This window comes from Streptomonospora sp. PA3 (assembly GCF_009728995.1).
In the GTDB taxonomy this organism is placed as follows: Bacteria; Actinomycetota; Actinomycetes; order Streptosporangiales; family Streptosporangiaceae; genus Streptomonospora.
On record NZ_VTZW01000007.1, the window covers coordinates 254,041 to 275,852 of the forward strand.

Annotated in this window: 24 protein-coding genes; 13 read left to right on the forward strand and 11 right to left on the reverse strand. The window is 74.8% G+C overall.

Going from position 1 to position 21,812, the window contains the following annotated elements:
- Positions 1–100: 100 nt before the first annotated feature.
- Positions 101–937: an arginase family protein gene (locus tag FZ103_RS05735; RefSeq protein ID WP_155999372.1), complete on the forward strand. Its 837-nt coding sequence runs from the start codon at positions 101–103 to the stop codon at positions 935–937.
- Positions 938–969: 32 nt separating this feature from the next.
- A complete protein-coding gene (locus FZ103_RS05740; RefSeq protein WP_155999373.1) occupies positions 970–1,167 on the forward strand; it encodes a hypothetical protein in 198 nt (65 codons plus the stop codon).
- A 64-nt stretch (positions 1,168–1,231) separates the two neighbouring features.
- On the opposite strand, the gene FZ103_RS05745 is transcribed toward FZ103_RS05740, so the two are convergent.
- Positions 1,232–2,245 (reverse strand): acyltransferase domain-containing protein, encoded by a 1,014-nt coding sequence (locus FZ103_RS05745; protein WP_155999374.1) that lies wholly within the window; start codon positions 2,243–2,245, stop codon positions 1,232–1,234.
- A 143-nt stretch (positions 2,246–2,388) separates the two neighbouring features.
- Between FZ103_RS05745 and FZ103_RS05750 the strand changes: the two genes are divergently transcribed.
- Positions 2,389–4,011, forward strand: coding sequence for an AMP-binding protein (locus FZ103_RS05750; protein WP_155999375.1), 1,623 nt, complete (start codon positions 2,389–2,391; stop codon positions 4,009–4,011).
- Between the two features lie 28 nt (positions 4,012–4,039).
- Here FZ103_RS05750 and FZ103_RS05755 read toward each other — a convergent pair whose 3' ends face one another.
- Both FZ103_RS05755 and FZ103_RS05760 read right to left on the reverse strand, forming a co-directional pair.
- Positions 4,040–4,345, reverse strand: a complete 306-nt coding sequence (locus FZ103_RS05755; protein WP_155999376.1) for a 4a-hydroxytetrahydrobiopterin dehydratase — start codon at positions 4,343–4,345, stop codon at positions 4,040–4,042.
- Between the two features lie 176 nt (positions 4,346–4,521).
- Positions 4,522–5,307 (reverse strand): hypothetical protein, encoded by a 786-nt coding sequence (locus tag FZ103_RS05760; RefSeq protein ID WP_186355863.1) that lies wholly within the window; start codon positions 5,305–5,307, stop codon positions 4,522–4,524.
- A 168-nt stretch (positions 5,308–5,475) separates the two neighbouring features.
- On the opposite strand from FZ103_RS05760, the gene FZ103_RS05765 reads away from it, so the two are divergent.
- The 5 genes from FZ103_RS05765 to FZ103_RS25850 all read left to right on the forward strand — a co-directional run bounded on the left by FZ103_RS05765 (position 5,476) and on the right by FZ103_RS25850 (position 10,418).
- A complete protein-coding gene (locus FZ103_RS05765) occupies positions 5,476–6,549 on the forward strand; it encodes a MoxR family ATPase (RefSeq protein ID WP_155999377.1) in 1,074 nt (357 codons plus the stop codon).
- A gap of 9 nt (positions 6,550–6,558) precedes the next feature.
- Positions 6,559–7,539, forward strand: coding sequence for a DUF58 domain-containing protein (locus tag FZ103_RS05770; RefSeq protein WP_155999378.1), 981 nt, complete (start codon positions 6,559–6,561; stop codon positions 7,537–7,539).
- A gap of 100 nt (positions 7,540–7,639) precedes the next feature.
- Positions 7,640–8,587 (forward strand): VWA domain-containing protein, encoded by a 948-nt coding sequence (locus FZ103_RS05775; RefSeq protein WP_186355864.1) that lies wholly within the window; start codon positions 7,640–7,642, stop codon positions 8,585–8,587.
- A gap of 182 nt (positions 8,588–8,769) precedes the next feature.
- Positions 8,770–9,543, forward strand: coding sequence for an HAD family hydrolase (locus tag FZ103_RS05780; protein WP_155999379.1), 774 nt, complete (start codon positions 8,770–8,772; stop codon positions 9,541–9,543).
- Positions 9,540–10,418, forward strand: a complete 879-nt coding sequence (locus FZ103_RS25850; RefSeq protein ID WP_343233399.1) for an NUDIX domain-containing protein — start codon at positions 9,540–9,542, stop codon at positions 10,416–10,418. Before FZ103_RS05780 ends, FZ103_RS25850 begins: the two co-directional genes overlap by 4 nt.
- Before the next feature lie 67 nt (positions 10,419–10,485).
- On the opposite strand, the gene FZ103_RS05790 is transcribed toward FZ103_RS25850, so the two are convergent.
- The 4 genes from FZ103_RS05790 to FZ103_RS05800 form a co-directional block, all read right to left on the reverse strand.
- On the reverse strand, positions 10,486–11,751 hold the full coding sequence (locus tag FZ103_RS05790) for an APC family permease (RefSeq protein WP_155999380.1): 1,266 nt from the start codon (positions 11,749–11,751) through the stop codon (positions 10,486–10,488).
- Between the two features lie 695 nt (positions 11,752–12,446).
- On the reverse strand, positions 12,447–12,722 hold the full coding sequence (locus tag FZ103_RS25350; protein ID WP_255429774.1) for a DUF1876 domain-containing protein: 276 nt from the start codon (positions 12,720–12,722) through the stop codon (positions 12,447–12,449).
- Between the two features lie 33 nt (positions 12,723–12,755).
- On the reverse strand, positions 12,756–12,959 hold the full coding sequence (locus FZ103_RS25355) for a DUF1918 domain-containing protein (protein WP_255429775.1): 204 nt from the start codon (positions 12,957–12,959) through the stop codon (positions 12,756–12,758).
- Between the two features lie 114 nt (positions 12,960–13,073).
- On the reverse strand, positions 13,074–13,829 hold the full coding sequence (locus FZ103_RS05800) for an SDR family oxidoreductase (protein WP_186355865.1): 756 nt from the start codon (positions 13,827–13,829) through the stop codon (positions 13,074–13,076).
- Positions 13,830–14,081: 252 nt separating this feature from the next.
- Between FZ103_RS05800 and FZ103_RS05805 the strand changes: the two genes are divergently transcribed.
- The 5 genes from FZ103_RS05805 to FZ103_RS05825 all read left to right on the forward strand — a co-directional run bounded on the left by FZ103_RS05805 (position 14,082) and on the right by FZ103_RS05825 (position 19,373).
- Positions 14,082–14,771 carry a methyltransferase gene (locus tag FZ103_RS05805; RefSeq protein ID WP_343233400.1) on the forward strand — a complete coding sequence of 230 codons (690 nt, stop codon included), beginning with the start codon at positions 14,082–14,084 and terminating at the stop codon, positions 14,769–14,771.
- Between the two features lie 120 nt (positions 14,772–14,891).
- The gene (locus FZ103_RS05810; RefSeq protein WP_186355866.1) at positions 14,892–15,470 is read left to right on the forward strand and encodes a TrmH family RNA methyltransferase; all 579 of its coding nucleotides are present in this window, start codon (positions 14,892–14,894) and stop codon (positions 15,468–15,470) included.
- A 254-nt stretch (positions 15,471–15,724) separates the two neighbouring features.
- Positions 15,725–17,116, forward strand: coding sequence for a hemolysin family protein (locus tag FZ103_RS05815; protein WP_155999383.1), 1,392 nt, complete (start codon positions 15,725–15,727; stop codon positions 17,114–17,116).
- Positions 17,113–18,126, forward strand: a complete 1,014-nt coding sequence (locus tag FZ103_RS05820; RefSeq protein ID WP_155999384.1) for a hemolysin family protein — start codon at positions 17,113–17,115, stop codon at positions 18,124–18,126. The genes FZ103_RS05815 and FZ103_RS05820 overlap by 4 nt, the downstream gene beginning before the upstream one ends.
- 305 nt (positions 18,127–18,431) lie before the next feature.
- Positions 18,432–19,373: an EamA family transporter gene (locus FZ103_RS05825; protein ID WP_343233401.1), complete on the forward strand. Its 942-nt coding sequence runs from the start codon at positions 18,432–18,434 to the stop codon at positions 19,371–19,373.
- A gap of 231 nt (positions 19,374–19,604) precedes the next feature.
- Here the strand turns inward: FZ103_RS05825 and FZ103_RS05830 are convergent, their stop codons facing one another.
- The 4 genes from FZ103_RS05830 to FZ103_RS05845 all read right to left on the reverse strand — a co-directional run bounded on the left by FZ103_RS05830 (position 19,605) and on the right by FZ103_RS05845 (position 21,762).
- On the reverse strand, positions 19,605–20,147 hold the full coding sequence (locus FZ103_RS05830) for a hypothetical protein (protein ID WP_155999385.1): 543 nt from the start codon (positions 20,145–20,147) through the stop codon (positions 19,605–19,607).
- A 123-nt stretch (positions 20,148–20,270) separates the two neighbouring features.
- A complete protein-coding gene (locus FZ103_RS05835; protein ID WP_155999386.1) occupies positions 20,271–20,693 on the reverse strand; it encodes an organic hydroperoxide resistance protein in 423 nt (140 codons plus the stop codon).
- An 82-nt stretch (positions 20,694–20,775) separates the two neighbouring features.
- On the reverse strand, positions 20,776–21,255 hold the full coding sequence (locus FZ103_RS05840; RefSeq protein WP_155999387.1) for a MarR family winged helix-turn-helix transcriptional regulator: 480 nt from the start codon (positions 21,253–21,255) through the stop codon (positions 20,776–20,778).
- Between the two features lie 66 nt (positions 21,256–21,321).
- The gene (locus FZ103_RS05845) at positions 21,322–21,762 is read right to left on the reverse strand and encodes a MarR family winged helix-turn-helix transcriptional regulator (protein ID WP_155999388.1); all 441 of its coding nucleotides are present in this window, start codon (positions 21,760–21,762) and stop codon (positions 21,322–21,324) included.
- Positions 21,763–21,812 lie beyond the last annotated feature (50 nt).

Sequence of the window (21,812 nt, forward strand, 5' to 3'; positions counted from 1 at the left end):
GCCGACACCGACCGGTTTACCCCGACCCCTGGCCGCTGCCGGCCGCACCCGCCCCCGGTTTCCCCCCGCACCCGCCCCGCCGCGACCCTAGGGTGAACCCATGATCTGGCAGCGCGACGTCGATCTCGTGGTCCCCCTCTGGCAGGGCGGGGACGACGTGCGCGTGGCCGCCGGAGCCGGCGCGCTCGCCCGCCTGGTGCCCACCCACGCCGAACGCCTGCACATCGCCGTCTCCGAAGGGCCGCGCCGCGCCCGCGACGGCGTCCGCAACCTCGACACCCTCGCCCAGACCACCCGGCGCATGCGCCAACGCCTCGACCACCGCAACCCCTCGCGCATCCTCACCCTCGGCGGCGACTGCGCCTGCGACCTCGCCGCGGCCCAGCACCTCACCCGCCGCCACCCCGACCTCACGGTCTACTGGGTCGACGCCCACGGCGACCTCAACACCCCCGCCCAGTCCCCCAGCGGCCTGGCCCACGGCATGGCGCTCAGAACCCTGCTGGGCGAAGGCCACCCCGACCTGACCGACCCGGCCGGCCCCGCACTGCGCCCCGATCAGATCGTGCTCGCCGGCGTCCGCGACCTCGACCCGCCCGAGCGGTCCTACATCTCCGCCAACGCCGTCACCGCCGTGGAACCCGCCCGCCTGGCCGACGCGCCCGACCACCTCACCGCCGGCCGCCGCGCCGGCTCGCCCGCCTACATCCACCTGGACCTGGACGTGTGCGAACCCCTGGAGATGCCCGCCGTCGCCGTACCCACCCCCGGCGGCCCCGGCGTGGCCGCCGTCGCCCGCGCCCTGGCCGCCGTCGCCGCCCACCACCGCATCGCCGGCGTGGCCGTCACCGAGTACGCGCCGGTCATCGAACACGGCGAGCAGCGCATCGCCGACCTGCTGGAAGCGCTCGGCCTGCTGGAGCGGCCGGCCGGCTGACCGCACCCCGCGCCCCCGCCTATGCTGCGGGGATGGACTTGATGATCGTGTGCCAGGCATGCCAGGGCAGCGGACTGCGCGTCTGCGTCGTCGGTTACTCCGGCAGCGACCTCACCGGCGAGATGGTGGTTCCCCGGCGCTGCCGCGAATGCGCCGGCGCCGGCCGCATCAAGACCTCCGGCTGGAGCGCCGGCGACGACCCCGACGACTCCCCACCCCCGGCACGGTGAGCCCCCCGCGGCAGCGGCGCACCCCGCCCGACCGGCCACCGCAGGCAGACCGCCCGCAGCCGCCTCAGCCCAGCCGCAGCCACCCCGTGCGCACGCGCCAATGCCGGCCCGCCCGCAGATGCTCCACCGCGGCCTTCTCCAACCGGGTCCGCCGCGGCGCCCGCTCGACATCCACCCCGGGCATGCCGAAGACGAACCGGAACACGTCCGCATCCCCCGGCACCCCCTCCCCCACCAGCGCGAACCGCCGCTGAAACGCCACGATGTTCGCCGACTCCGGCAGATACTCCGCCAACTGGGGATCCAGCAGCCACGACGAGCAGGACGCCACCGGGTAGTCGACACCCCAACACCCGGCGAAGAACCCCCGCGCCCGCGCCAGCGACTCCTCCACCCCGCCCGGATCCAGCGGCCCCTCCGCCGGGATGTGCAGCCGCAGGACCGGCGCACCCCACGCCAGTTCCGACCCCAGCGCCGCGGCCTCCTCGCGCCCGTACCAGCACACCGCGCCCTCGGGCCCCGCCCGGTTGGGCTCGTACTGCAGCCGTCCCAGCTCAAACAGGCCGCAGCGGAAGTGCAGCGCCATCCACGTGGCGGTCTCCAGCCCCAGCCGCGCGAACATCGCGCGGGTCTGGGCCACATGGCGCCCGGTGTCGGCAAGCGTCGCCGCGCTCACCGCGGCCGGCACGCCCCGGCGGGCGTGCTCGGCCAGCACCAGCGGCACCGCGGCCGCCAGCGCCACCAGCACGGCACAGCGCACCCGCGCGTCCGCGTGGTGCACCAGCACCGGCCACTCGCGCCACCGCTCGCACCCCCGGGCCAGATCGGCGGCCAGGCGCGCGCACATGCGCTCGACCACCCACATCAGCGCCTCGGGCCAGTCTCCGTCGGGCCACAGACCCACGAGCTCGTCCTCATCGGCCCGCGCCAGCCCCAGCGGCGCCAGCGCCGTGCGCGCCCCCGCCACCGGCGGGACCGCGGGCACGCCCGCCGGCACCTCCAGCTCCGCCGCCTCGGCGAGCCAGGCGCGCGCCGCCGCGTCCAGACCCAGCCGCCGCGCCGCCTCGTCAGCGTCCATCCCCCCATCATCCCCGCCGCGCCCCGCCCGCACCACTCGGTTTCCCACCCCCGGACTCTGGGACGCGCGTCACAGCAGGGGACATAGTCTGATACGGGAAACCCGACCCGCCAACCCATCACCGGACAAGGGGACGACCACCGATGCCCGAACCGGCGCAGCAGGTACGCGACTGGCTCGCCACCTACGACTCCTCCACCGCATCGGTGGCCGAACTCCTCTGCGACCGCCACCCGCGCCAGGCCGTCGCCCTCACCGAGATCGGCCCCGACCTCGCGGCGCGGGACACCACCTACGGCGAGCTCGCCGACCGCTCCGCGGCCCTGGCCGCCGGCATGGCCGCCCTGGGGGTAGGCCCCGGAGACCACGTGGCCACCCTGGTAGGCGGGGGCACCGACCTCGCCGCGACGGCGCTGGCCGCCTGGCGCATCGGAGCGGTGCACATACCCCTGCTGACCGCCTTCGCCCCCTCGGCGATCGCCCACCGCCTCACCCCGGCCACCAGGCTCGTCGTCTGCGACGACGACCAGCGCGCCAAGCTCGACCCCGGCCCAGACCTGCCCGCCGAGCCGCCGTGGCGAGTGGCCACGACCGGCCACGCGCCGCTGCGCGAGGGCGACCGCACCCTCGACGACCTGGCCGATCCGGGCGCCGGCGCACCGGCCGAGGCGGCGGCTGTGGGCGGCGGCGCCCCCTTCGTGCTCATGCACACCGCCGGCAGCGCCGGGCCCGCCAAACGCATCCCCGTGCCCGTGCGCGCCCTGGCGGCCTTCCACGCCTACCACCACTACGGGCTCGACGTCGCAGACGACGACGTCTTCTGGAACACCGCCGACCCCAGCGGCGCCTACGGCCTCTACCACGGCCTGATCGCGCCCCTGCTGGCCGGGCACCGCACCCTGCACGTGCAGGCCGGCTTCGACCCCGAACTGGTCCTGGACGTGCTGGCCCTCCACCAGGTCACCAACCTGGCCGCCGCGCCGACGGTGTACCGGTCGCTGCGCGCGACCCTGAAGACCCTGCCGCCGGAGATCGCCGTGCGCCGCCTCTCCAGCGCGGGCGAACCGCTGGGCCCCGACGTGCTGGAGTGGGCGCGCGACGTGTTCGGCGTCCCCGTGCGCGACCACTACGGCCAGACGGAGCTGGGCATGTGCGTGGGGCATCCGGGCCACCCCGACCTCGCCGACGAGCCCCGCACCGACTCGCTGGGCGCCGCGCTGCCCGGATGGCGCGCCACCGTGCTGGAGCCCGTCGCCGACGAGGAGGCCCCGCCCGGCGCCTTCGGCCGGATCGCCGTGGACGTCAAGGCCAGCCCGCTGATGTGGTTCACCGGCTACCACGACGCGCCCACCGCCACCGCGGCGCGCTTCACCCCCGACGGCCGCTGGTACCTCACCGGCGACACCGGCACCCGCGACCGCGAGGGCCGACTGTACTTCTCCTCGCGCGACGACGACGCCATCCTGACCTCGGGCTACCGCATCGGGCCCTTCGACGTGGAGACGGCGCTGCTGGAGCACCCGGCGGTGCAGGAGGCGGCCGTCTACGGCGTGCCCGACGACCTGCACGGCCAGCTGGTGGCCGCCACGGTCGTCCTGCGCGAGGGCTTCACCGGCGACGACGGGCTCGCCGAGGACCTGCGCGAGATCGTGCGCACGCGGTTCGCCACCCACGCCTACCCGCGCCGGATCACCTTCGCCGACGAGCTGCCGCGCAGCCCTTCGGGCAAGATACGGCGCTCGCGGCTGGGGCCGTCGCGGGCCTGAGCCCCCGGCGGGCGCGGCGGCGCTCCGGTCAGCTCCGGGCCAGGGCGTCGGAGACCAGCTCGTCGATGCGCGCGGCCAGCTCCATGTCGGCCTCGGTCAGACCTCCCGAGGAATGGGTGGTCTGGTGGAAGGTGATCCGGTTGTAGCGGATGTCGATGTCGGGGTGGTGCCCGGCCTCCTCGGCCGCATGGGCGATGGAGGTCACCAGGTGGATGCCGCTCATGAAGTCGGGCATCTCCACGGTGCGCCGGATCGCGCTGCCCTCGCGCTCCTGCTCCCAGCCGTCGAGCCGGGCAAGGCCCTCGGTGATCTGGTCCTGGGTGAGCTGCGCCATGGGTCGGCTCCTCGGTGTAAGCGGAGGTCTGCTTGCGGTGAGGGTCCTACCGCGCCGGTCTGCCGAGCAATCACACAGAAGCGATTTCAGTTGTATTGAACAGCCGCCTTTACAGCGTAGATTATCTTGGTTCGGCCGCCGCGCCGACAGGGCCCGATCGCCCCGGCGCCGCAGGCTCAGGCCTGGTCCTGGGGATCGGTGGGGATTTCGCCCGGCGGGTAGTCGTCCTCGTCGACGTCGACGCTGGGCACCGCGCTGGGCGACGGAGCCGGACTGGGCCGCCCGGTGGCGGGGGCCTGCGGGCCCTCGGACTCGCCGCTGGGCTGCGGGCTCGGCGAGCCCGAACCGGGCCCCGGCGAGGATCCGTGGCCCGAGGGCGGCGGGGACGGCGGAGCGCCGGCCTGCATCGTGAAGTTCTGCAGCAGCAGGAACAGGGCCACCACCAGTACCGCGAACAGCAGCAGGGCGATCAGCAGCGCGACGATCACCGGCCAGCCGGCGGCGCCCGGCGCGCCGTGGCCGCGCCGCAGACCCACCGAGGCCCACGACCAGGCGGCCGCGGCCGGGGCGGCGCCGGCCGCCTGCCCGGCCCAGTAGGGGGCGTAGGAGGGGCCTCGGCCCGCACCGGCCGAATGCGGGTCCGCCGCCGCCACCGGCTCCAGATAGGCCTCGGCCCCCCGCGACCCGCGCCGGCGCACGGCCACCCACGAGGCGGCCGGGCTGGAGAGGCTGGAGGCCAGCACCGGGGGCGGATCCTCCACGCCCCTGCCGCCGCGCACCGCGGCGGCGAAGCGGTCGCGCGCGGCGGGGTCAGCGGCCGCTCCCGCGCTGAGCATGGCCACGCTGACCCGGCGGCCGCGGGAGTCGCGGGCGAGGTAGACGACGCCCTCGGCGCTGGAGCCGACCCGGTCGCTGAGCCGGAACGGCCCCAGCTGGCGCGGATCCTCCTCGTGCAGGGGCACCCCGGGCCTCCTCCCCCTCGGCACCTCACAGGTCGCATTCGCACCAATGCCCCGAGACGACCGGTTCCTCACCGCCGCAGCGGGTAGCATCGCCGTTGCGTGACCTTCAACGTACACGTACCCGGCGGCGCGCCGCGGCGACCGCGGCGCTGTGGAAAGGCTGGTGGCATGGCCGAATCCGATCTCCCGGGCGGGCACGGCGACGAGGCCGCACCCAGCACCCGCGGCGCCGCCACCGGCGAGCCCACGCGCCTGCTGCGCGCCGCCCTGCAGGAGGTCTCGACCGTCATCGTCGGCCAGGACCAGATGGTCGAACGCAGCATGGTGGCGCTCATCGCGCGCGGCCACTGCCTGCTGGAGGGCGTGCCCGGCATCGCCAAGACACTGGCGGTCTCCACCCTGGCCAAGGTCACCGGCGGTTCGTTCGCACGCGTGCAGTTCACCCCCGACCTGGTGCCCTCCGACATCGTGGGCACCCGCATCTACCACCCCTCCACCGAGCAGTTCGACGTGGAGCTGGGCCCGGTCTTCGCCAACTTCGTGCTCGCCGACGAGATCAACCGCGCGCCCGCCAAGGTGCAGTCCTCGCTGCTGGAGGTCATGGCCGAGAAGCAGGTCTCACTGGGCGGCACCACCTACCCGCTGCCCGACCCCTTCATCGTCATCGCCACCCAGAACCCCGTGGAGTCCGAGGGCGTCTACCCGCTGCCCGAAGCCCAGCGCGACCGGTTCCTGATGAAGGTCGTGGTGGACCACCCCCGCGCCCACGAGGAGATGGAGATCCTGCGGCGGATGAGCGCCCGCCCGCCCGAGCCCCACCAGGTGCTCGACCCGGTCACGCTCAAGGAGCTGCAGCGCGACGCCGAGCGGGTGCACGTCCACCAGCTCATCGCCGACTACGTGGTGCGGCTGGTCATGGCCACCCGCGAGCCCGAGAACTACGGGGCGCCCGAACTCCGCCGGGTGCTGGAGGTCGGCGCCAGCCCGCGGGCGAGCCTGGGCCTGGTCGCCGCCGCGCGCGCCCTGGCCCTCATCCGCGGCCGCGACTACGTGCTGCCCGAGGACGTGCGGGGGCTGGCGCGCGACGTCATGGCCCACCGGCTGGTGCTCACCTTCGACGCGCTGGCCGACGGCGTCACCACCACCCAGATCGTCGACCGGGTGCTGGCCGCGGTGCCGCCGCCCCGCGTCATCTGGGACGACCCGCCCGGCGGCGAGCACGCCGCCATGGCCGCGGGGTAGGGCCGAGCGATGCCCCAGCGCCCCATCGCCCCCGGGTTCGACCCGCGGATGCACGAGGCCCTGCACCGGCTCGACCTGCGCATCGTCCGCCGGCTCGAAGGGCTGCTGCACGGCGAGCACCTGGGGCTGCGGTCCGGACCCGGCAGCGAGCCCGCCGAGGCGCGGGCCTACCAGCCCGGCGAGGACGACGTGCGGCTGATGGACTGGTCGGTGACCGCGCGCACCACCGTGCCCCACGTCCGCGACCTGGTCGCCGACCGCGAACTGGAGAGCTGGACCCTGCTGGACCTCTCGGCCAGCATGGACTTCGGCACCGCCCTGGAGCCCAAGCGCGAGGTCGCCATCGGAGCGCTGGCCGCCGTCACCGTGCTCACCCAGCGGGTGGGCGACCGCTTCGGAGCCCACTTCCTGCACCGGGGGCGGATCCGCCGCTGGCCGGCCCGCTCGGGCAAGGCGGCGCTGCTGTCGCTGCTGTCCACGGTCGCGGCCGCGCCCGAGGGCGACACCGCCGAGGCCCGCGGCGCCACCCTCGCCGACGCGCTGGACGACATGGCCCGCACCCGCAGCCGCCGCGGCCTGCGCGTGGTCATCTCCGACTTCCTGGACACCCCGCCCGAAGCCGCATCGGCGGAGTCCCCGGCGCCCTGGGAGCGCGCGCTGCGCAGCATGGCCACCCGCCACCAGGTCCTGGCGGTCGAGGTCCTCGACCCCCGTGAGCTCGACCTTCCCGACATAGGATTGGTCACGATGCAGGATCCCGAATCCGGCCGCGCCCGGGAGGTCCGCCTCACCCAGCGCGTCCGGCGCGACTACCAGTGGGCCGCCCAGGCCCAGCGCGCGGCCGTGCAGGCGGCCCTGCGCCGCTGCGGGGTCCCCCACCTCACACTGCGCACCGACCGCGACTGGATCGCCGACATGGCGCGCTTCGTCATCGAGCAGCGCCGCACCGCCCACCGACTGGCCCGCCACACACCCGCCGTCCCACGCTGATCCTCACTGTCCGGCGCGCGGCCGCAGGCACCGCGCTCCGGCCACCCGACAGCGCCCCCGGGCGCGCGACCAGGCGTACGCACGCGGAAAGGACGACCCGGTGACCTTCCAATCACCAGGCTGGTTGTGGCTGCTGCTCGTCCTGGGCGCGCTCGTCGCCGCCTACGTCGTGCTGCAGCTGCGCCGCCGCGAGAACACGCTGCGATTCACCAACCTCGCACTGCTGGACCGGGTGGCCCCCCGGCGCGCCGGCTGGCCGCGCCACATCGGAGCCGCGCTGTTCTTCCTCGCCGTGGGAGTGCTGATCGGCGCCATGGCCCGGCCGGCGATGCCCGTGGAGGTCCCGCGGGAGCGCGCCACGATCATGGTCGCCATCGACGTGTCGCCCTCGATGGCCGCCAACGACGTCGAGCCCAACCGGCTGACCGCCGCCAAGGAGTCCGCGCGCGGGTTCGTCGACGCGCTGCCGGACCGGTTCAACGTCGGGCTGGTGGCGTTCTCCTCGACCGCGAGCGTCATCTCCTCGCCCACCCAGGACCACCAGGCCGTCATCGACTCCATCGAGAACCTGCAGATGTCGCCGGGCACGGCCATCGGCGAGGGCGTGTTCACCTCGCTGCAGTCCATCCGCTCCTTCGACGAGGAGGCGGGGCAGGACCCGCCGCCCTCCGCCGTCGTGCTGCTCTCCGACGGTGAGAACACCAGCGGGCGCCCCATCACCGCGGCCGGCCGGGCGGCCTCCGACATCGGCGTTCCCGTCTCCACCATCGCCTTCGGCACCGGCTCGGCCATCATCGAGATCAACGGCGAGCCGGTGGAGGCCGACATCGACAAGGCCGCCCTGGAGCGGCTGGCCGCCGACACCTCCGGCCACTTCTACGAGGCCCAGTCCGAATCGGAGCTGAGCGACGTCTACGACGACATCGGCTCCTCGCTGGGCAGCGAGACCGTCGAGCGCGAGATCGTCACCCGGTTCGTGCTTGCGGGCCTGGTCCTGGCCGTCGCGGGCGCCGCGGCGTCGATGGTGTGGGGCCAGCGGGTGCCCTGAGCACCGTGGCCGCATCCGGCCAGCGCGGAGCCGGGGCGGTGGCCGACCGGGTCCCATCGGCCCCGGTTCGACCGCGGCGCGCGTGCCGCCCGCGCCGGGGCCGCTACCGCGTTTGCGCAGGCCGCCCGGTAGCGTGGCAGTATTTGCGGTTGCCCTCACCCTGGGACGACGGAAAAGGAACGATGCCCCCAACAGCCCCCGCTCCCGAGGCCGTCTTCTTCGACCTCGACGACACCCTGCTCGACGACCGCGCCGCCAGCTCGGCGGGCCTGCGGACGATCATGGAACGCCTCGGGCACCCGGACTTCCCCTCCGCACGCCGGTTGTGGGACGTCCAGACCGACATCTCCTTCGGCGCCTACATCGCCGGCCGCCTCACCCTGGAGGAGCAGCGCCGCGAGCGCATCCGCGCCCTGGCCGTCCAGGCGGGCCACTCCCAGCTCTCCGACGAACATTGCGACGAGCTGTACCGGATCTACCTCTCCGCCCACCGCTCGGCCTGGGCCCCGTTCCGCGACGTCGTCCCGGTGCTGGGCGAACTGGCCCGCGGCGGTGTGCGCCTGGGCGTCATCACCAACGGCATCGAGCAGCTGCAGCGCGACAAGCTCGCCGTGCTCGACATCGCCGGCTTCTTCCCCACGGTCGCCTGCGCCGACGCCGTGGGCGCGGGCAAGCCCGATCCGCGGATCTTCCAGGCCGCCTGCCAGCACATCGGGGTGCCGCCCGAGCACGCCTGGCACGTCGGCGACCAGCTGCACTCCGACGCGGTGGGCGCCGTCGCCGCGGGCCTGCACCCGGTGCTGATCGACCGGCACGAGCGCAACGAGGGCGCCGGCCACGACGTCACCACCATCGTGGGGCTCGACGAACTGCTGCGGATGGTGCAGTCCGCGCGCCCGGCGTCCTTCCCGGCCCAGCCGCCGGCCGGCCGCACCGCCGACGCGGCCGGGCTGTGAGCGGACCGACCGCCGCGGGTACGGCGCCGCGCCGGGCGCGCCGGACCACCGCCCACCTCGCCCTGGTCGACGCCGACGGGCGCGCGGTGCTGCCCGCCGACCGGCCGCCGGGCGAGGAGCGCCTGGCCGGCGCCCGGATCGGCTTCGGCGACGATCCCGCCGAGGTCGCCCGGGCGGCGGCCGGGCTGCCGGCGGAGGCTCCGCTGGCGCCCTGCGACGTCCGCAGCGAGGTCGCCGAGGCCCAAGCGCCCGGCGGCGTCCCGGTGGAGCTGCACATCGACAGGCTCTACTACACCGCTCCCCTGGCCTGGGCGCCGGACGCCGCACCCGGCGGGCGCCGGGTCCCGGTGCGCGCGGCGGTCGCCCTGCCCGCCGCTCCGGCGGCGGCCGACCTGGCCGAGGAGGAGGCCGAGCGCGCCGCGCCCGTGCTGCGCCGGTTCTCCTCCTACGGGGTGGTCACCGACCCCGCCGGGCGCATCCTGCTCTCCCTGATCGCTCCCGGCTTCCCCGGCGCCGGCACCTGGCACCTGCCCGGCGGCGGAGTCGACCACGGCGAGACCGCCCGCGCGGCGCTGCGCCGGGAGGTGGCCGAGGAGACCGACCAGCGCTGCGGCGTCGGCGAGCTCATCGCGGTCACCCCCCACCGCCGCACCCGCGCGCCGGGGCCCGAGAGCCCGGAGACCGACATCTACGCCGTGTGGGTGTTCTTCCACGCCCACGTGCCCGATCCCCGGCCGCTGCGGGTGGTGGAGGTCGACGGGTCCACCGCGGACTGCGCCTGGTTCGAGGCGCCGGACCTGGCCCGCATCCCGCTCTCGGCCACGGCCCGGCGGGCCTTCACCACGCTTTCGGCGGCCGGCTCCGCCGGGGAGTAGGCCCGCCCCGCGGGCGCGGGCGCGCAGGCCACTCGGGCGCGCTACCGCCGGAAGGGCGGTCGGCCCCTCAGCGGCGTTCCAGCACCAATCGGCGCAGCGCCCAGACTCCGGCTCCGGCCGCCACGACCGCGACACCGGCCACCACGGAGCTCAGCGGAAGGCTGAAGGCCAGGACCACGCATCCGGCCAGGCCCACGACCGGGACCAGCAGCGGAGGGCGGTTCTCCTGGGGACCCAGCCGCAGCGCCGAGGCGTTGGTGAGGGTGTAGTAGACCAGCACGCCGAAGGCCGAGAACCCGATGGCGCCGCGCACGTCGGCGACCAGCACGACGAGGCAGACCAGCGCGCCCACCAGCACCTCGGCGCGGTGCGGCCCGCCGAAGCGCTCGTGCACGGCCGCGAAGTAGCGCGGCAGATGGCCGTCGGCGGCCATCGCCGCCACGGTCCGCGACACGCCCAGGATGAGCGCCAGCAGCGCGCCGAGGCTCGCCAGGGCCGCGCCCGCACCCACCACCGGGACCAGTTGCGGCCAGCCGGCGGCCGCGACCGTGTCGGCCAGCGGCGCGCGGCTGTCGGCGAGCCGCTCCCGGCCCAGCACGGTCAGCGCGGCGGCGGCCACCAGCAGATAGACCGCGAAGACGCCGGCCAGCGTGATGCCTATGGCGCGCGGGATGGTCGTGGCGGGGTCGCGGACCTCGCCGCCGAGGGTGGCGATGCGCGCATACCCGGCGAAGGCGAAGAAGAGCATGCCGGCCGCGCCCAGCAGCCCGAAGAAGCCCGGCCAGTGGCCGGAGACCGCCAGTTGGGCCGGGTTGGCCTCGCTGCCCCCCAGTCCCACCGCCGCCACGGCCGCCAGCACGGCCAGTACCGCGGCCAGCAGCAGCCGCGCCAGCCCCGTGGACGTGCGCAGCCCCGCGTAGTTCACCGCGGTCAGCGCGACGACGGCGGCCACGGCCAGCGGCCGGCTCCATTCGGGGGCGACGTAGGCGGCGAAGGTGAGCGCCATCGCCGCGCACGAGGCCACCTTGCCCACGGTGAAGGACCAGCCCGCCAGATACCCCCACAGCTCGCCGAGCCGCTCGCGCCCGTAGACGTAGGTGCCGCCGGACTCGGGATGGCGCGCCGCCAGCCGGGCCGAGGAGGTGGCGTTGCAGTAGGCGACCACGGCGGCGATCAGCAGCGCCACCCACAGCCACGCCCCGGCTTCGTCGGCGGCCGGCGCGAAGACCGCGAACACCCCGGCGCCGATCATCGCCGCCGCACCGACGGTGACCGCGTCGGCGGTGCCCAGCACTCGGGACGGCCTCGCCTGCGATCCAGAAGAGGTGGTCATAGTCGCAGAGTCTGCCCCACCACGATCACGCCTCAGTGAACTTCCCGACCGCCCGGCGCGACCACAACCGGCCGCGCGGGGTGCAGGCGCCGCAACCCCGGGTCGATCCGGGCGCCCGCCCACGCGGGCATCCGGGGCGCGGCGCCGTCGGGACCGACGGAGCGAGGCCTTGAGCGGGTGTGCGGAGCGCGGCGCCGGCCGGACCGGTTAAGAGGCGGACACCACAGGAGGTTGCGGCAATGGGGCTATATGCGCGAATCCCGCCCGTCACCCGCCACCGCCCCTAACGGAGGCGCTGCGCGCCACGTACCTGTTCAGAGCCGGCTTGCCGCCGAGCGCACGGCGCACCTTTGCACCGGAGCCCCGCAACCGGTGGTGCGGCTCCGCCTGGGAAGAACCGCGTGCGCTCGGCGGCCAGGAAACAGTGACGCGAAGCGTCTCCGTTGGGGTGGCGGCGGGCCGGCGGGCGGGCCGGCGGGCGGGCCGCGCTACGCGAGGCGCGCCCATTGCCGCAACCCCGATGGCGGCCGCCCCGGGGGGTACCCGGAGGGTTCCTGGAAGACCGCGCCTCAAAGCGCGCCGCACTTCCCGCGCAAGAACACAGCGCGTGCCATCTCACACGCGCCGCCCCGGCCGCGGGCACCCCGCCGGCAGGCCTCCGGCGGGGTGCCCGCGGCCGAGACCCGAACCGCGGCCTACGGCCGCCACGGCGTGCCGGTGTGCTCGCCGATGTCCTCGGCGGCGACCTGCCGGAGCTGGCGGGAGAGGTCGGCCAGCGCCCGCGACACCGCCAGCTCGTCGCCGATCTCGGGGACGTCGTCATCGACGGGGTTCTTGCGGGCCATGCCGCGGCCGCGCAGGCCCATCCCGTCGTGGGAGTCGAGCCCCGCCTCGGCCCACGTGCGGGCGGAGTCGCCCTCGGTCTCCTCTGACAGCAGGATGTCGATGTTCCACCGCTTCGTGGTGTGCATCGTCATCCACCTCCCGTGCCTGCCGCCGGCGGCTCAGCGCTCGGCGGCGTCCTCTTCGATGTGGGCGTCGGGTCCGGGATAGACCAGCGACTCGGTTGCGGAGTCCTCGTCCAGCCAGCGGACCTGGTAGGGCGGTGCGCCCTCGCTGCCGCGCACCTGTGTGACCACTCCGGTGCGGCGGTGCAGATCGTCGCGGGGACCCTCGACGACGAGGCGGTCTCCGACCTTGGCTCTCATCGCTCCTCCCCTCGTGGCCGCCTCAGCGGTTTCTGCGGACTACCCACCATCCTCCGCCTGGTCAACGCGGATTTCAATGCCGATCAGGGGCCTGCGGCGGAGTCGGCCGCGCGGCTACTCCACGCCCGCGCTGAGCGTGCGGCCGCCGTCGAGGGTGTGGGTCTGGCCGGTCACCCAGGAGGCGTCGTCGGAGGCGAGGTAGGCGATGGCGGCGGCGACGTCCTCGGGCACGCCCAGGCGGCCCAGCGGATAGCCCGCGGCGGCCTTCTCCTCGTCCTCGAACAGGGCCTCGGCGAACTTGGTCTTGACCACGGCCGGAGCGACGGCGTTGACGCGGATGCGGGCGTGGGCCAACTCGTAGGCCAGCTGCTCGGTGAGGTTGATCAGCGCGGCCTTGCTGGCGCCGTAGATCCCGATTCCGGGCGAGGGGTGCTGGCCGGCCAGGGACGCGACGTTGACGACCGCGCCGCCGTGCTCGGCCATCCAGGCGCGGTGGACCGAGGCGACCCACGAGGCCGCGGCGATGACGTTGATCTCGAAGATCTTGGCCATCGCAGCGGGCTCCACGTTGACGATCGCGTCGAAGACGGGGTTGGTGCCCGTGTTGTTGACCAGGACGTCGATGCGGCCGAACTCCTCAAGGGTCCGCTGCACCACCGCCTCGCGGTGCTCGGCGTCGTGCGCCTTGCCCGCCACGCCGACGGCCGTGCCGGCTCCGCCCAGGTCCGAGACCGCCTTCTCCAGCGGTTCGGCGTTGCGTCCGGTGATGACGACCTTGCCGCCCTCGTCCACGATGCGCTGCGCGGTGGCCAGCCCGATACCGCGGCTGGCTCCCGTGATGATGGCGACTTTTCCGGCAAAACGTCCCACGAGCCTGCGTCCTTTCGTCCGTGCTTCGGCGACACAACACTACCGACCAGTCGGATTGTGACGCAGGCCGCCTCCGCCTTCCATCCGTCCACCGAGCGCGCGCCCGCCCCCGCGCCCGGTCCGCGGCCCTGCCGTGTGCGCTGGTAACGTGCGCCCGTATGCGCGAGCGGGGCGGATCCGGCGCGGTCCGGCCGGCCGGCGGCGCCCCGGCGAGGACAGCCCCGAGCGGGGCGCGTGGCGATGGGAGGCGCCGTGGACCGGCGCGGGCAGGACAGCGGATCGGGCGGCGAGGGGCGGCGCCCCCAGCACTACTTCGCGGCCGATCCCGCCGCGGCCAGCCGCCCAGGCTCGGTCGACCTGGTGCTGCCCGACGTGCACCTGCGCCTGGCGACCGACCGCGGCGTGTTCTCCGCCGACCGGGTGGACCTGGGCACCCGCGTGCTGCTGGAGTCGGTCCCCCCTCCCCCCGCCCGCGGGCGCCTGCTCGACCTGGGTTGCGGCTACGGCCCCATCGCGCTGGCCATGGCCGCCCGGGCGCCCGACGCGGCGGTGCTGGGCGTCGACGTCAACGCGCGTGCGCTGGAGCTGGCGCAACGCAACGCCGCGGAGAACGGCCTTTACAACGTAGATTTTCAATTGGTGGAAGCCGACGGCTCCCCCGCCCCGGCGGCGTCCGCCCCTGCGCCTCCGGGGCCCGGTGCCACCGGCCCCTTCGACGCCCTCTGGTCCAACCCGCCCATCCGCATCGGCAAACCGGCGCTGCACGCGCTGCTGCGCACCTGGCTGAGCCGCCTGTCCCCCGGCGGCCGGGCGCATCTGGTCGTCCAGCGCAATCTGGGCGCCGACTCGCTGCACCGCTGGCTGGAGCAGGAAGCGCGACTGGCGACCGAGCGCACCGCATCCCGCGCCGGCTACCGGGTGCTTTGCGTCCACGCCCCCTGACGCGGCGCTTCCCGCGGCACCGCCCGGCCTCCCCTGCCCCTCGCGCACCGATGCCGCTATCGTGGGAATCGACCGGGCCGCACCGGCCCCACGAACCCGTACACGAGGAACGCACCGCAGGTGAGCACGCAGCTGCGCCCCACTGACGTCAAGCGACTGAACCGCCACTGGCGCAGGCGCACCGAGGGCCGGATCGGCCTCATCGTCGAATCCGTCACCCAGCCCTTCAATCTGGGCTCCATCCTGCGCACGTGCGCCACTTTCGGGGTGGAGACCGTGTGGCTGGCCGGCAACACCGCCGACCCCGCCCACCCGCAGGTCGGCAAGACCGCGCTGGGCACCGAGCACAAACTGCGCCTGGAGAAGGTGTCCGGCGCCGCGCAGGCCGTCGCGGCCGCCCGCGAGTCCGGGTTCCGCGTCGCGGCCGTCGAACTCGCCCGCGGAGCCGTGCCCCTGCACCGGGCACCGCTGGAGGGCGACGTCTGCCTGGCCGTGGGAGCCGAGGACCACGGCTGCTCGCCGGCGCTGCTCGACGGCGCCGACATCCTCGCCTACATCCCGCAGATCGGCCGGGTCGGCTCGCTGAACGTGGCCGTGGCCGCCGCCGTCGCCATCGCCGAGACCCGGCGCCGCGAATGGTGCGATCTGCCCGACGCCGCGGAGGACCCCGATGCCGCCGAGGCCGTCCGCTCCCGCTGAAGGCGCCGCAGCGCCGCGCGAACGCCGCGTTCGAAGTCGGGGCGCCCAAGAGGTTCGAGACGGCGTATCGGGGGAATTTTTCCAGCTCCGCGTTCGTATCCACCACTGAACCCACGAGACGAGAGAGGACACGTGGACCCGTCCCGAAGTACCGGCAGCGTCCTGGACGGACGCTGCTCCCCCGAATCCGACGAGCCTCCTTCACCAGGTAGCGCGCGCACCGAAGACCGTCGCTCCGAGGCGGTGCGTGCGACATGAGCGTCATCCTCAGTACCCTCCTCGGAGCGCTGGTGATTCTGGCCATCACTGCGGCGACGGGCTACTTCGTCGCCCAGGAGTTCGGCTTCATGGCGGTGGACCGCTCCCGCCTCAAGGCCCGCGCCGCCCAGGGCGACTCCGGCGCGCGGCGCGCACTGAGCATCACCGGCCGGACCTCGTTCATGCTCTCCGGCGCCCAGCTCGGCATCACCGTCACCGGTCTGCTGGTGGGTTATGTCGCCGAGCCGATGATGGGCGAGGGCATCGGCGAGCTGCTGGGCTGGGCCGGCGTCCCGGCCGGGACCGGTATCGCGGTGGGCACCGTCTTCGCACTGCTGTTCTCCACCGTGGTGCAGATGGTCTTCGGCGAGCTGTTCCCCAAGAACCTGGCCATCGCCCGCCCCGAGCCGGTGGCCCGCTGGCTGGCGCTGTCCACCGGCCTGTACCTGCGCCTGTTCGGGTGGCTGATCTGGCTGTTCGACCAGGCCGCGGTGCTGCTGCTGCGCGCGGTGCGCATCACGCCGGTCGAGGACGTCCAGCATGCGGCCACGCCCCGCGATCTGGAGTACATCGTCGAGGAGTCGCGCGAGAGCGGCGACCTGCCGGCGGAGCTGTCCACGCTGCTGGACCGCACCCTGGACTTCCACGACCGCACGGCCGAGCACGCCATGATCCCGCGTCCGCAGGTCTCCACGGTCGAGGCCGGCGAGCCGGTCAGCCGGGTGGTGGAGCTGATGGCCTCGGGCCACTCCCGCTTCCCGGTGCTGGGCGACGGGGTCGACGACATCGTCGGCGTCGTGTGCCTGCGCGACGTGCTCGCGCTGGGCGACCGGGCGCTGGAGAGCGTCGCGGTCTCCGACGTCGCGCGCTCGGCCGTGCTGGTGCCCGGATCGCTGCCGCTGCCCGCCGTGCTGGGCCGGCTGCGCGAGTCCGACGAGGAGTTCGCCTGCGTGGTCGACGAGTACGGCGGCCTGGCCGGTGTCATCACCACCGAGGACATCGCCGAGGAGCTCGTGGGCGAGATCGCCGACGAGCACGACCCCGAGGACGCCGGCGAGGCGCGTGTGGGCGAGGACGGCAGCTGGCTGGTGCCCGGCGCGCTGCACGTCGACGAGGTGGAGCGGCTGATCGGCCACGACCTGCCCGAGGGCGACTTCGAGACCATCGGCGGCCTGGTGATCGCCGAGCTGCGGCGGCTGCCCGAACCCGGCGACAGCGTCAGCGTCGACCTGCCCCGCCACGCCGGCGCCGCCGACGACGAGCCGCTGCGCACCGTCGACCTGGGGGTGCGCACCGTCGACCGGCACGTTCCCGAAACCGTCCGCCTGGAGCTGCGCGAGCGGCCGGAGGGCGACTACGCCGAGCACAACCGGGAGGTGAGCGCATGAGCGACATGGACCCGCTGCTGGCGATGGCGGTCACGGTCGCCATCATCGCGCTGAGCGCCTTCTTCGTGGCGATCGAGTTCGCCCTGGTGGCGGCCCGCCGCTACCGGCTGGAGGAGGCCGCCGAGAGCAGCCTTTCGGCGCGGGCCGCGCTGAAGAGCTCGCGCGACCTGTCGCTGCTGCTGGCGGGCTCCCAGCTGGGGATCACGCTGTGCACTCTGGCGCTGGGCGCCGTGACCAAGCCCGCCGTGGAGCACATGCTGCACCCGCTGTTCACGGGGTGGCTGCCCGATGCGGCGGCGACGGTGGTGGCGTTCGTGGTCGCGCTGGTCGTGGTGACCTTCGTGCACCTGGTCGTGGGCGAGATGGCGCCCAAGTCCTGGGCGATCTCCCACCCCGAGCGCTCGGCGACGCTGCTGGCGCTGCCGATGCGCGCGTTCATGTGGCTGACGCGTCCGGCGCTGGTGGTGCTCAACGGAATGGCGAACCGGTCGCTGCACCGGGTGGGCGTGCAGGCGGTCGACGAGGTCGCCTCCGGGCACGGGCCCGAGGACCTGCGCGAGCTCGTCGACCACTCCGCCAAGACGGGCGCGCTGGAGGAGGACCGGCGCGACCAGCTGGCCACCGCGCTGGAGGTGAACTCGCGCCCGCTGCGGGAGATCACCACGCCGCGCGAGGAGCTGGCGGCGGTCGAGCCCACGGCCACGCTGGAGGACGTCAAGCGGGTCTCCCGGGAGTCGGGGCACCTGCGGCTGGTGGTGCGCGAGGGCGCCGAGCCCGTGGGCGTGCTCCATGTGCGCGACGCGCTGACCAGTCCGCCGCAGACCACCGCCGCCGACCTGATGCGGCCGGTGCTCACCCTGGAGGGCGACACGCCCATCTACGCGGCCCTGGGCATCATGCGCGAGAGCCGCACCCACCTGGCGCTCGTGGAGGAGCAGGGGCGCCTGGCCGGGCTGGTCACGCTCCAGGACATGCTGGACCGGCTGCTGGTGATCGACTCGGCGGCCTGACCCGCCGGCGCGGCGGCCGCCCCTTCGAGAAGGAGGCGGCCGCCGCGCTTGTGCGCGGTGCGGAGCCGCCACCGCCCCGCCCTCCTGCCCGCACCGGCGGCCGGGAGCGCCTCGTGGATCCGGCCCCGGCGGCGGTGCGGTTTCGCGGGAATGGGCGCGGCGGGCGGGCTGTTCTGCTGTGTCGCGTGCACCGTCGCGCCGGTGGGCGCGGCGGTGCCGCGGAGGCGGTCGCAGCCGACTCGGGCGGGGCGGCTACGGTTGGCCGCGGAGACGACCGCGACGAAAGAGAATCAGGGGACGGCGACGTGGTGCAGGCACGCGGGGCGGACCGGATGTGGGCGGTGGCGCTGGCCGCCGGACTGTGGGGCACGTCGGCGCTGCTGCGCGATCCGCTGGCGCAGGTGCTGCCGGCCTCCACCATCGTCTTCTACGAACACGCCGTCATCGTGGCGCTGCTGCTGCCGTGGCTGCTTCCGGCGCTGCGCGCGCTGGCCGGTGCGGGTCCCGCCGTGATCGCCGCGGTCGCGGTGATCGGCGGCGGGTCCTCGGCGCTGGCGACCACGCTGTTCACCATGGCCTTCACGGTGGGCGACCCGATCACGCCCCAGGTGCTGCAGAAACTGCAGCCGGTCTTCGCGATCGTGCTGGCGGTGGTGCTGCTGGGCGAGCGGCTGGCGCCGCGCTTCGCGCTGTATGCGCTGCCGGCGCTGGCGGGGGCGTGGTTCCTGGCCTTTCCCGAGCCCCTGGCGGTGAGCGTGCGCGACGCCCAGGGCGCGGCGCTGGCGGTGGGTGCGGCGCTGCTGTGGGCGGCCGGCACCGTGCTGGGCCGACTGGCCGGCGCCCGCCTGGAGTTCATGCACGTCACGGCGCTGCGGTTCGCGATCGGCCTGCCTGTCGCGCTGGTCATCGCCCTGTCCTCGGGCGCGGCGCTGGCGGTGGGTGCGGCACAGCTGCCGCGGCTGGTGCTGCTGGCGCTGATCCCGGGCCTGCTGGCGCTGACGCTCTACTACTGGGGGCTGCGCCGCACCGCCGCCAGCCGGGCGACACTGGCCGAACTGGCCTTCCCGCTGGTCTCGGCGGCCGTGGGCGCGGGGCTGCTGGGCGCGGAGCTCGCCTGGAGCCAGTGGGCGGGCGGCGCCGTCGTGCTGGCCGCGGTCACCGCGATGGCGCTGAGCCGGTCGGGGCCGCGGCCCTCGGGCGTGCGCGTACCCGAGTCGTCGCCGGCGGCCCGGCCGGCGGTGCGCTGAGGGGGATCGGCGCCCGCACACCGCGGCGCGGGCGCCGGTTCGGGCGCGGCCGTAGCGGTGACCACGGGCGATCGGCGGGCAGGGGCGGCCGGGCCCCGGCGCTGTGGGGGCTCGCCGGCACGGGTCGGGCCGGGTGCGCCGGGTACGGGCCGAGCGGTCGGATTCGGCGCTGGGCCGCGGGCGGCGGGAGCAGGGCGGTGCGGGCCGCACGCCGCGCCGGCGGCGGTGCGCTCAGGCCGCGGCCAGTGACGCCGACAGGGCCGAGATGAAGCGCTCGCGGGAGCGGGGGTCGCAGTGGGCGGCCTCCAGCACGCGCAGCTCGCGGTCGGCGTCGGGGCCGGCCTCGTGGTCCGCGCCCTCGCCGGCCGCCACCCGCATCGAGGAGGCGCCGTCCCAGCCCGGCGTCGAGGGGTAGGTGACGTCGAGGGCGACGCGCTCGCCGGCGATCTCGACGACCAGGTAGCGGTGGACGTCCCACAGCCCGTCCTCGGGCACGGCCTGGGCCGCGTCCTCGCCGATGCGCTCGCGGGCGGTGTCGGGTGTGCACAGGTGGACGCGGTGCACCAGGCGCGGTTTCGTCTCGGGCCAGCCCTGTTCCAGGGCGGCGGCCAGCAGGTCGTGCTTGGTGGTGCAGGTGCCCCGCCACTCTTCGAGGGTGCCGTGGGCGCTGCGGTCGGCGGGGAGTCCGAAGGGGATGCGGTGGACGGCCTCGACCACCTGGGCGAGGGAGGCGTCAGCGGGAAGGCCGGCCCGCTTGATGAGTGGATCCAACATGGCCGCCAGCGTAACGAAGCGGCCCGTGGCGGCGGTAGGCGGCGGTTCGACCACGGTGCGCATCGGACCGCCCGTCGAGCGGGTGCGCGCCCGCCCGCGTCCGGGCGGGCGCGCACCGGCGCCTCAGCCGTTCTTCGTGGTGAGGGTGACCTCGATGTTGCCGCGGGTGGCACGCGAGTAGGGGCACACCTGGTGGGCCGCCTCGACCAGCCGCTGCGCCTCCTCCTGGGTCTTGCCCGGGATGGTGACCTCCAGCTCGACGGCCAGCGTCAGGCCGTCGTCGTCGGTGCCCAGGCTGACCTTGGAGTCGATCGTGGAGCCGTCGACGGAGTCCTGGGATTCGCGGGCGACCTTCTTGAGGGCACCGTGGAAGCAGGCGGCGTAGCCCACGGCGAACAGCTGCTCGGGGTTGGTGCCCGGCCCGTCGTCGCCGCCCAGGCCCTTGGGCACGGACAGGTCGACGTTGAGGCGGTCGTCGGAGGTGCGGCCCGTGCCCTTGCGGCCCTCGCCGGTGACCTCGGCTTCGGCGGTGTACATGACCTTCATCGCGCTGTCTTCCTTTCGGATGGCGTTTCGTCCGCGGCGCACGTGGCCGCGGTCGCTGTCCCCGCCGCGCGCCGCCGGCCGCTCACCGCCGGCTGCGGAGGTCGTCGGCGGCGGCGGTGGCGGAGTCGGTGATCCGCTCCAGGGTCCGGCGCAGTTGCGCGGCCTGGGCCGCGGAGACTCCGGTGGCGTCCAGGACCCGGGCGGGAATGCCGGCGGCCTGCTCGCGCAGCGCCGCCCCGGTGCCGGTGAGGGTGATGCGCACGACGCGCTCGTCGCCGCCGGTGCGGCTGCGGCGCACCAGGCCGCCCGCTTCCAGCCGGCGCAGCAGCGGCGACAGGGTGCCCGAGTCGAGCCGCAGCCGGGTGCCCAGCTCCTTGACGGTGACCTCGCCGTGCTCCCACAGCACCAGCATGGCCAGGTACTGGGGGTAGGTGAGGCCGAGTTCGCCGAGCAGCTCGCGGTAGAGGCCGGTCATCGCACGCGATGCGGCATAGACGGCGAAGCACAGCTGGCGGTCCAGGGCGAGCGGATCGGTCTCGGGCGCGGCTGCCGTGTCGGTCATCGCTGGGGGTCCCTCCTCGACAGAGGTCAATTTAGCACAACCGGATTGCACGCAACCGACCCGGCCTCACTCGGCCGACTGCGCGCGGCGCAGCTTGCGGGCGATGTCGCGCAGAGTGCACAGCTCCTCTCCCGACAGCGCCGTGCCCACGTAGCGCTCGATGGCCGCCGCGTGGGCCCGTCCGACACGCTGCAGCACCTCGCGGCCGTGATCGGTGAGGCCGACGACGGTGCCGCGCCGGTCGCACGGATCGCCTTCGCGGGTGACCAGTCCGCTTTCGGCCATGCGCTCGACGAGGCGGCTGATGCTGGGCTGGGTGAGCAGCACGTGCTCGCTGAGGTCGCGCATGCGCGACCCCTTCGGGCAGCGGGACAGGGTGAAGAGCACGTCGTACTCGCGCATCGTGATGCCCCAGTCGCGGAAGTCGTCCTGGAACCTGCGCATCAGCGCGATCTGGGCGCGGGCGAGCTCCTCCCACGCCTCTTCGGCGAGCCTGTTCCCGGCCATTGCCCGCTTCCCCGCTCCCGTCGGTCCTCTCGCGCGCGCCCGCGGGCCGG

Bases quoted from the DNA above. Each gene is read 5' to 3' on its own strand.
- FZ103_RS05735 (WP_155999372.1), top strand. From the start codon at position 101: ATGATCTGGCAGCGCGACGTCGATCTCGTGGTCCCCCTCTGGCAGGGC.
- FZ103_RS05740 (WP_155999373.1), top strand. From the start codon at position 970: ATGGACTTGATGATCGTGTGCCAGGCATGCCAGGGCAGCGGACTGCGC.
- FZ103_RS05745 (WP_155999374.1), bottom strand. From the start codon at position 2,245: ATGGACGCTGACGAGGCGGCGCGGCGGCTGGGTCTGGACGCGGCGGCG.
- FZ103_RS05750 (WP_155999375.1), top strand. From the start codon at position 2,389: ATGCCCGAACCGGCGCAGCAGGTACGCGACTGGCTCGCCACCTACGAC.
- FZ103_RS05755 (WP_155999376.1), bottom strand. From the start codon at position 4,345: ATGGCGCAGCTCACCCAGGACCAGATCACCGAGGGCCTTGCCCGGCTC.
- FZ103_RS05765 (WP_155999377.1), top strand. From the start codon at position 5,476: ATGGCCGAATCCGATCTCCCGGGCGGGCACGGCGACGAGGCCGCACCC.
- FZ103_RS05770 (WP_155999378.1), top strand. From the start codon at position 6,559: ATGCCCCAGCGCCCCATCGCCCCCGGGTTCGACCCGCGGATGCACGAG.
- FZ103_RS05780 (WP_155999379.1), top strand. From the start codon at position 8,770: ATGCCCCCAACAGCCCCCGCTCCCGAGGCCGTCTTCTTCGACCTCGAC.
- FZ103_RS05790 (WP_155999380.1), bottom strand. From the start codon at position 11,751: ATGACCACCTCTTCTGGATCGCAGGCGAGGCCGTCCCGAGTGCTGGGC.
- FZ103_RS25350 (WP_255429774.1), bottom strand. From the start codon at position 12,722: ATGCACACCACGAAGCGGTGGAACATCGACATCCTGCTGTCAGAGGAG.
- FZ103_RS25355 (WP_255429775.1), bottom strand. From the start codon at position 12,959: ATGAGAGCCAAGGTCGGAGACCGCCTCGTCGTCGAGGGTCCCCGCGAC.
- FZ103_RS05815 (WP_155999383.1), top strand. From the start codon at position 15,725: ATGAGCGTCATCCTCAGTACCCTCCTCGGAGCGCTGGTGATTCTGGCC.
- FZ103_RS05820 (WP_155999384.1), top strand. From the start codon at position 17,113: ATGAGCGACATGGACCCGCTGCTGGCGATGGCGGTCACGGTCGCCATC.
- FZ103_RS05830 (WP_155999385.1), bottom strand. From the start codon at position 20,147: ATGTTGGATCCACTCATCAAGCGGGCCGGCCTTCCCGCTGACGCCTCC.
- FZ103_RS05835 (WP_155999386.1), bottom strand. From the start codon at position 20,693: ATGAAGGTCATGTACACCGCCGAAGCCGAGGTCACCGGCGAGGGCCGC.
- FZ103_RS05840 (WP_155999387.1), bottom strand. From the start codon at position 21,255: ATGACCGACACGGCAGCCGCGCCCGAGACCGATCCGCTCGCCCTGGAC.
- FZ103_RS05845 (WP_155999388.1), bottom strand. From the start codon at position 21,762: ATGGCCGGGAACAGGCTCGCCGAAGAGGCGTGGGAGGAGCTCGCCCGC.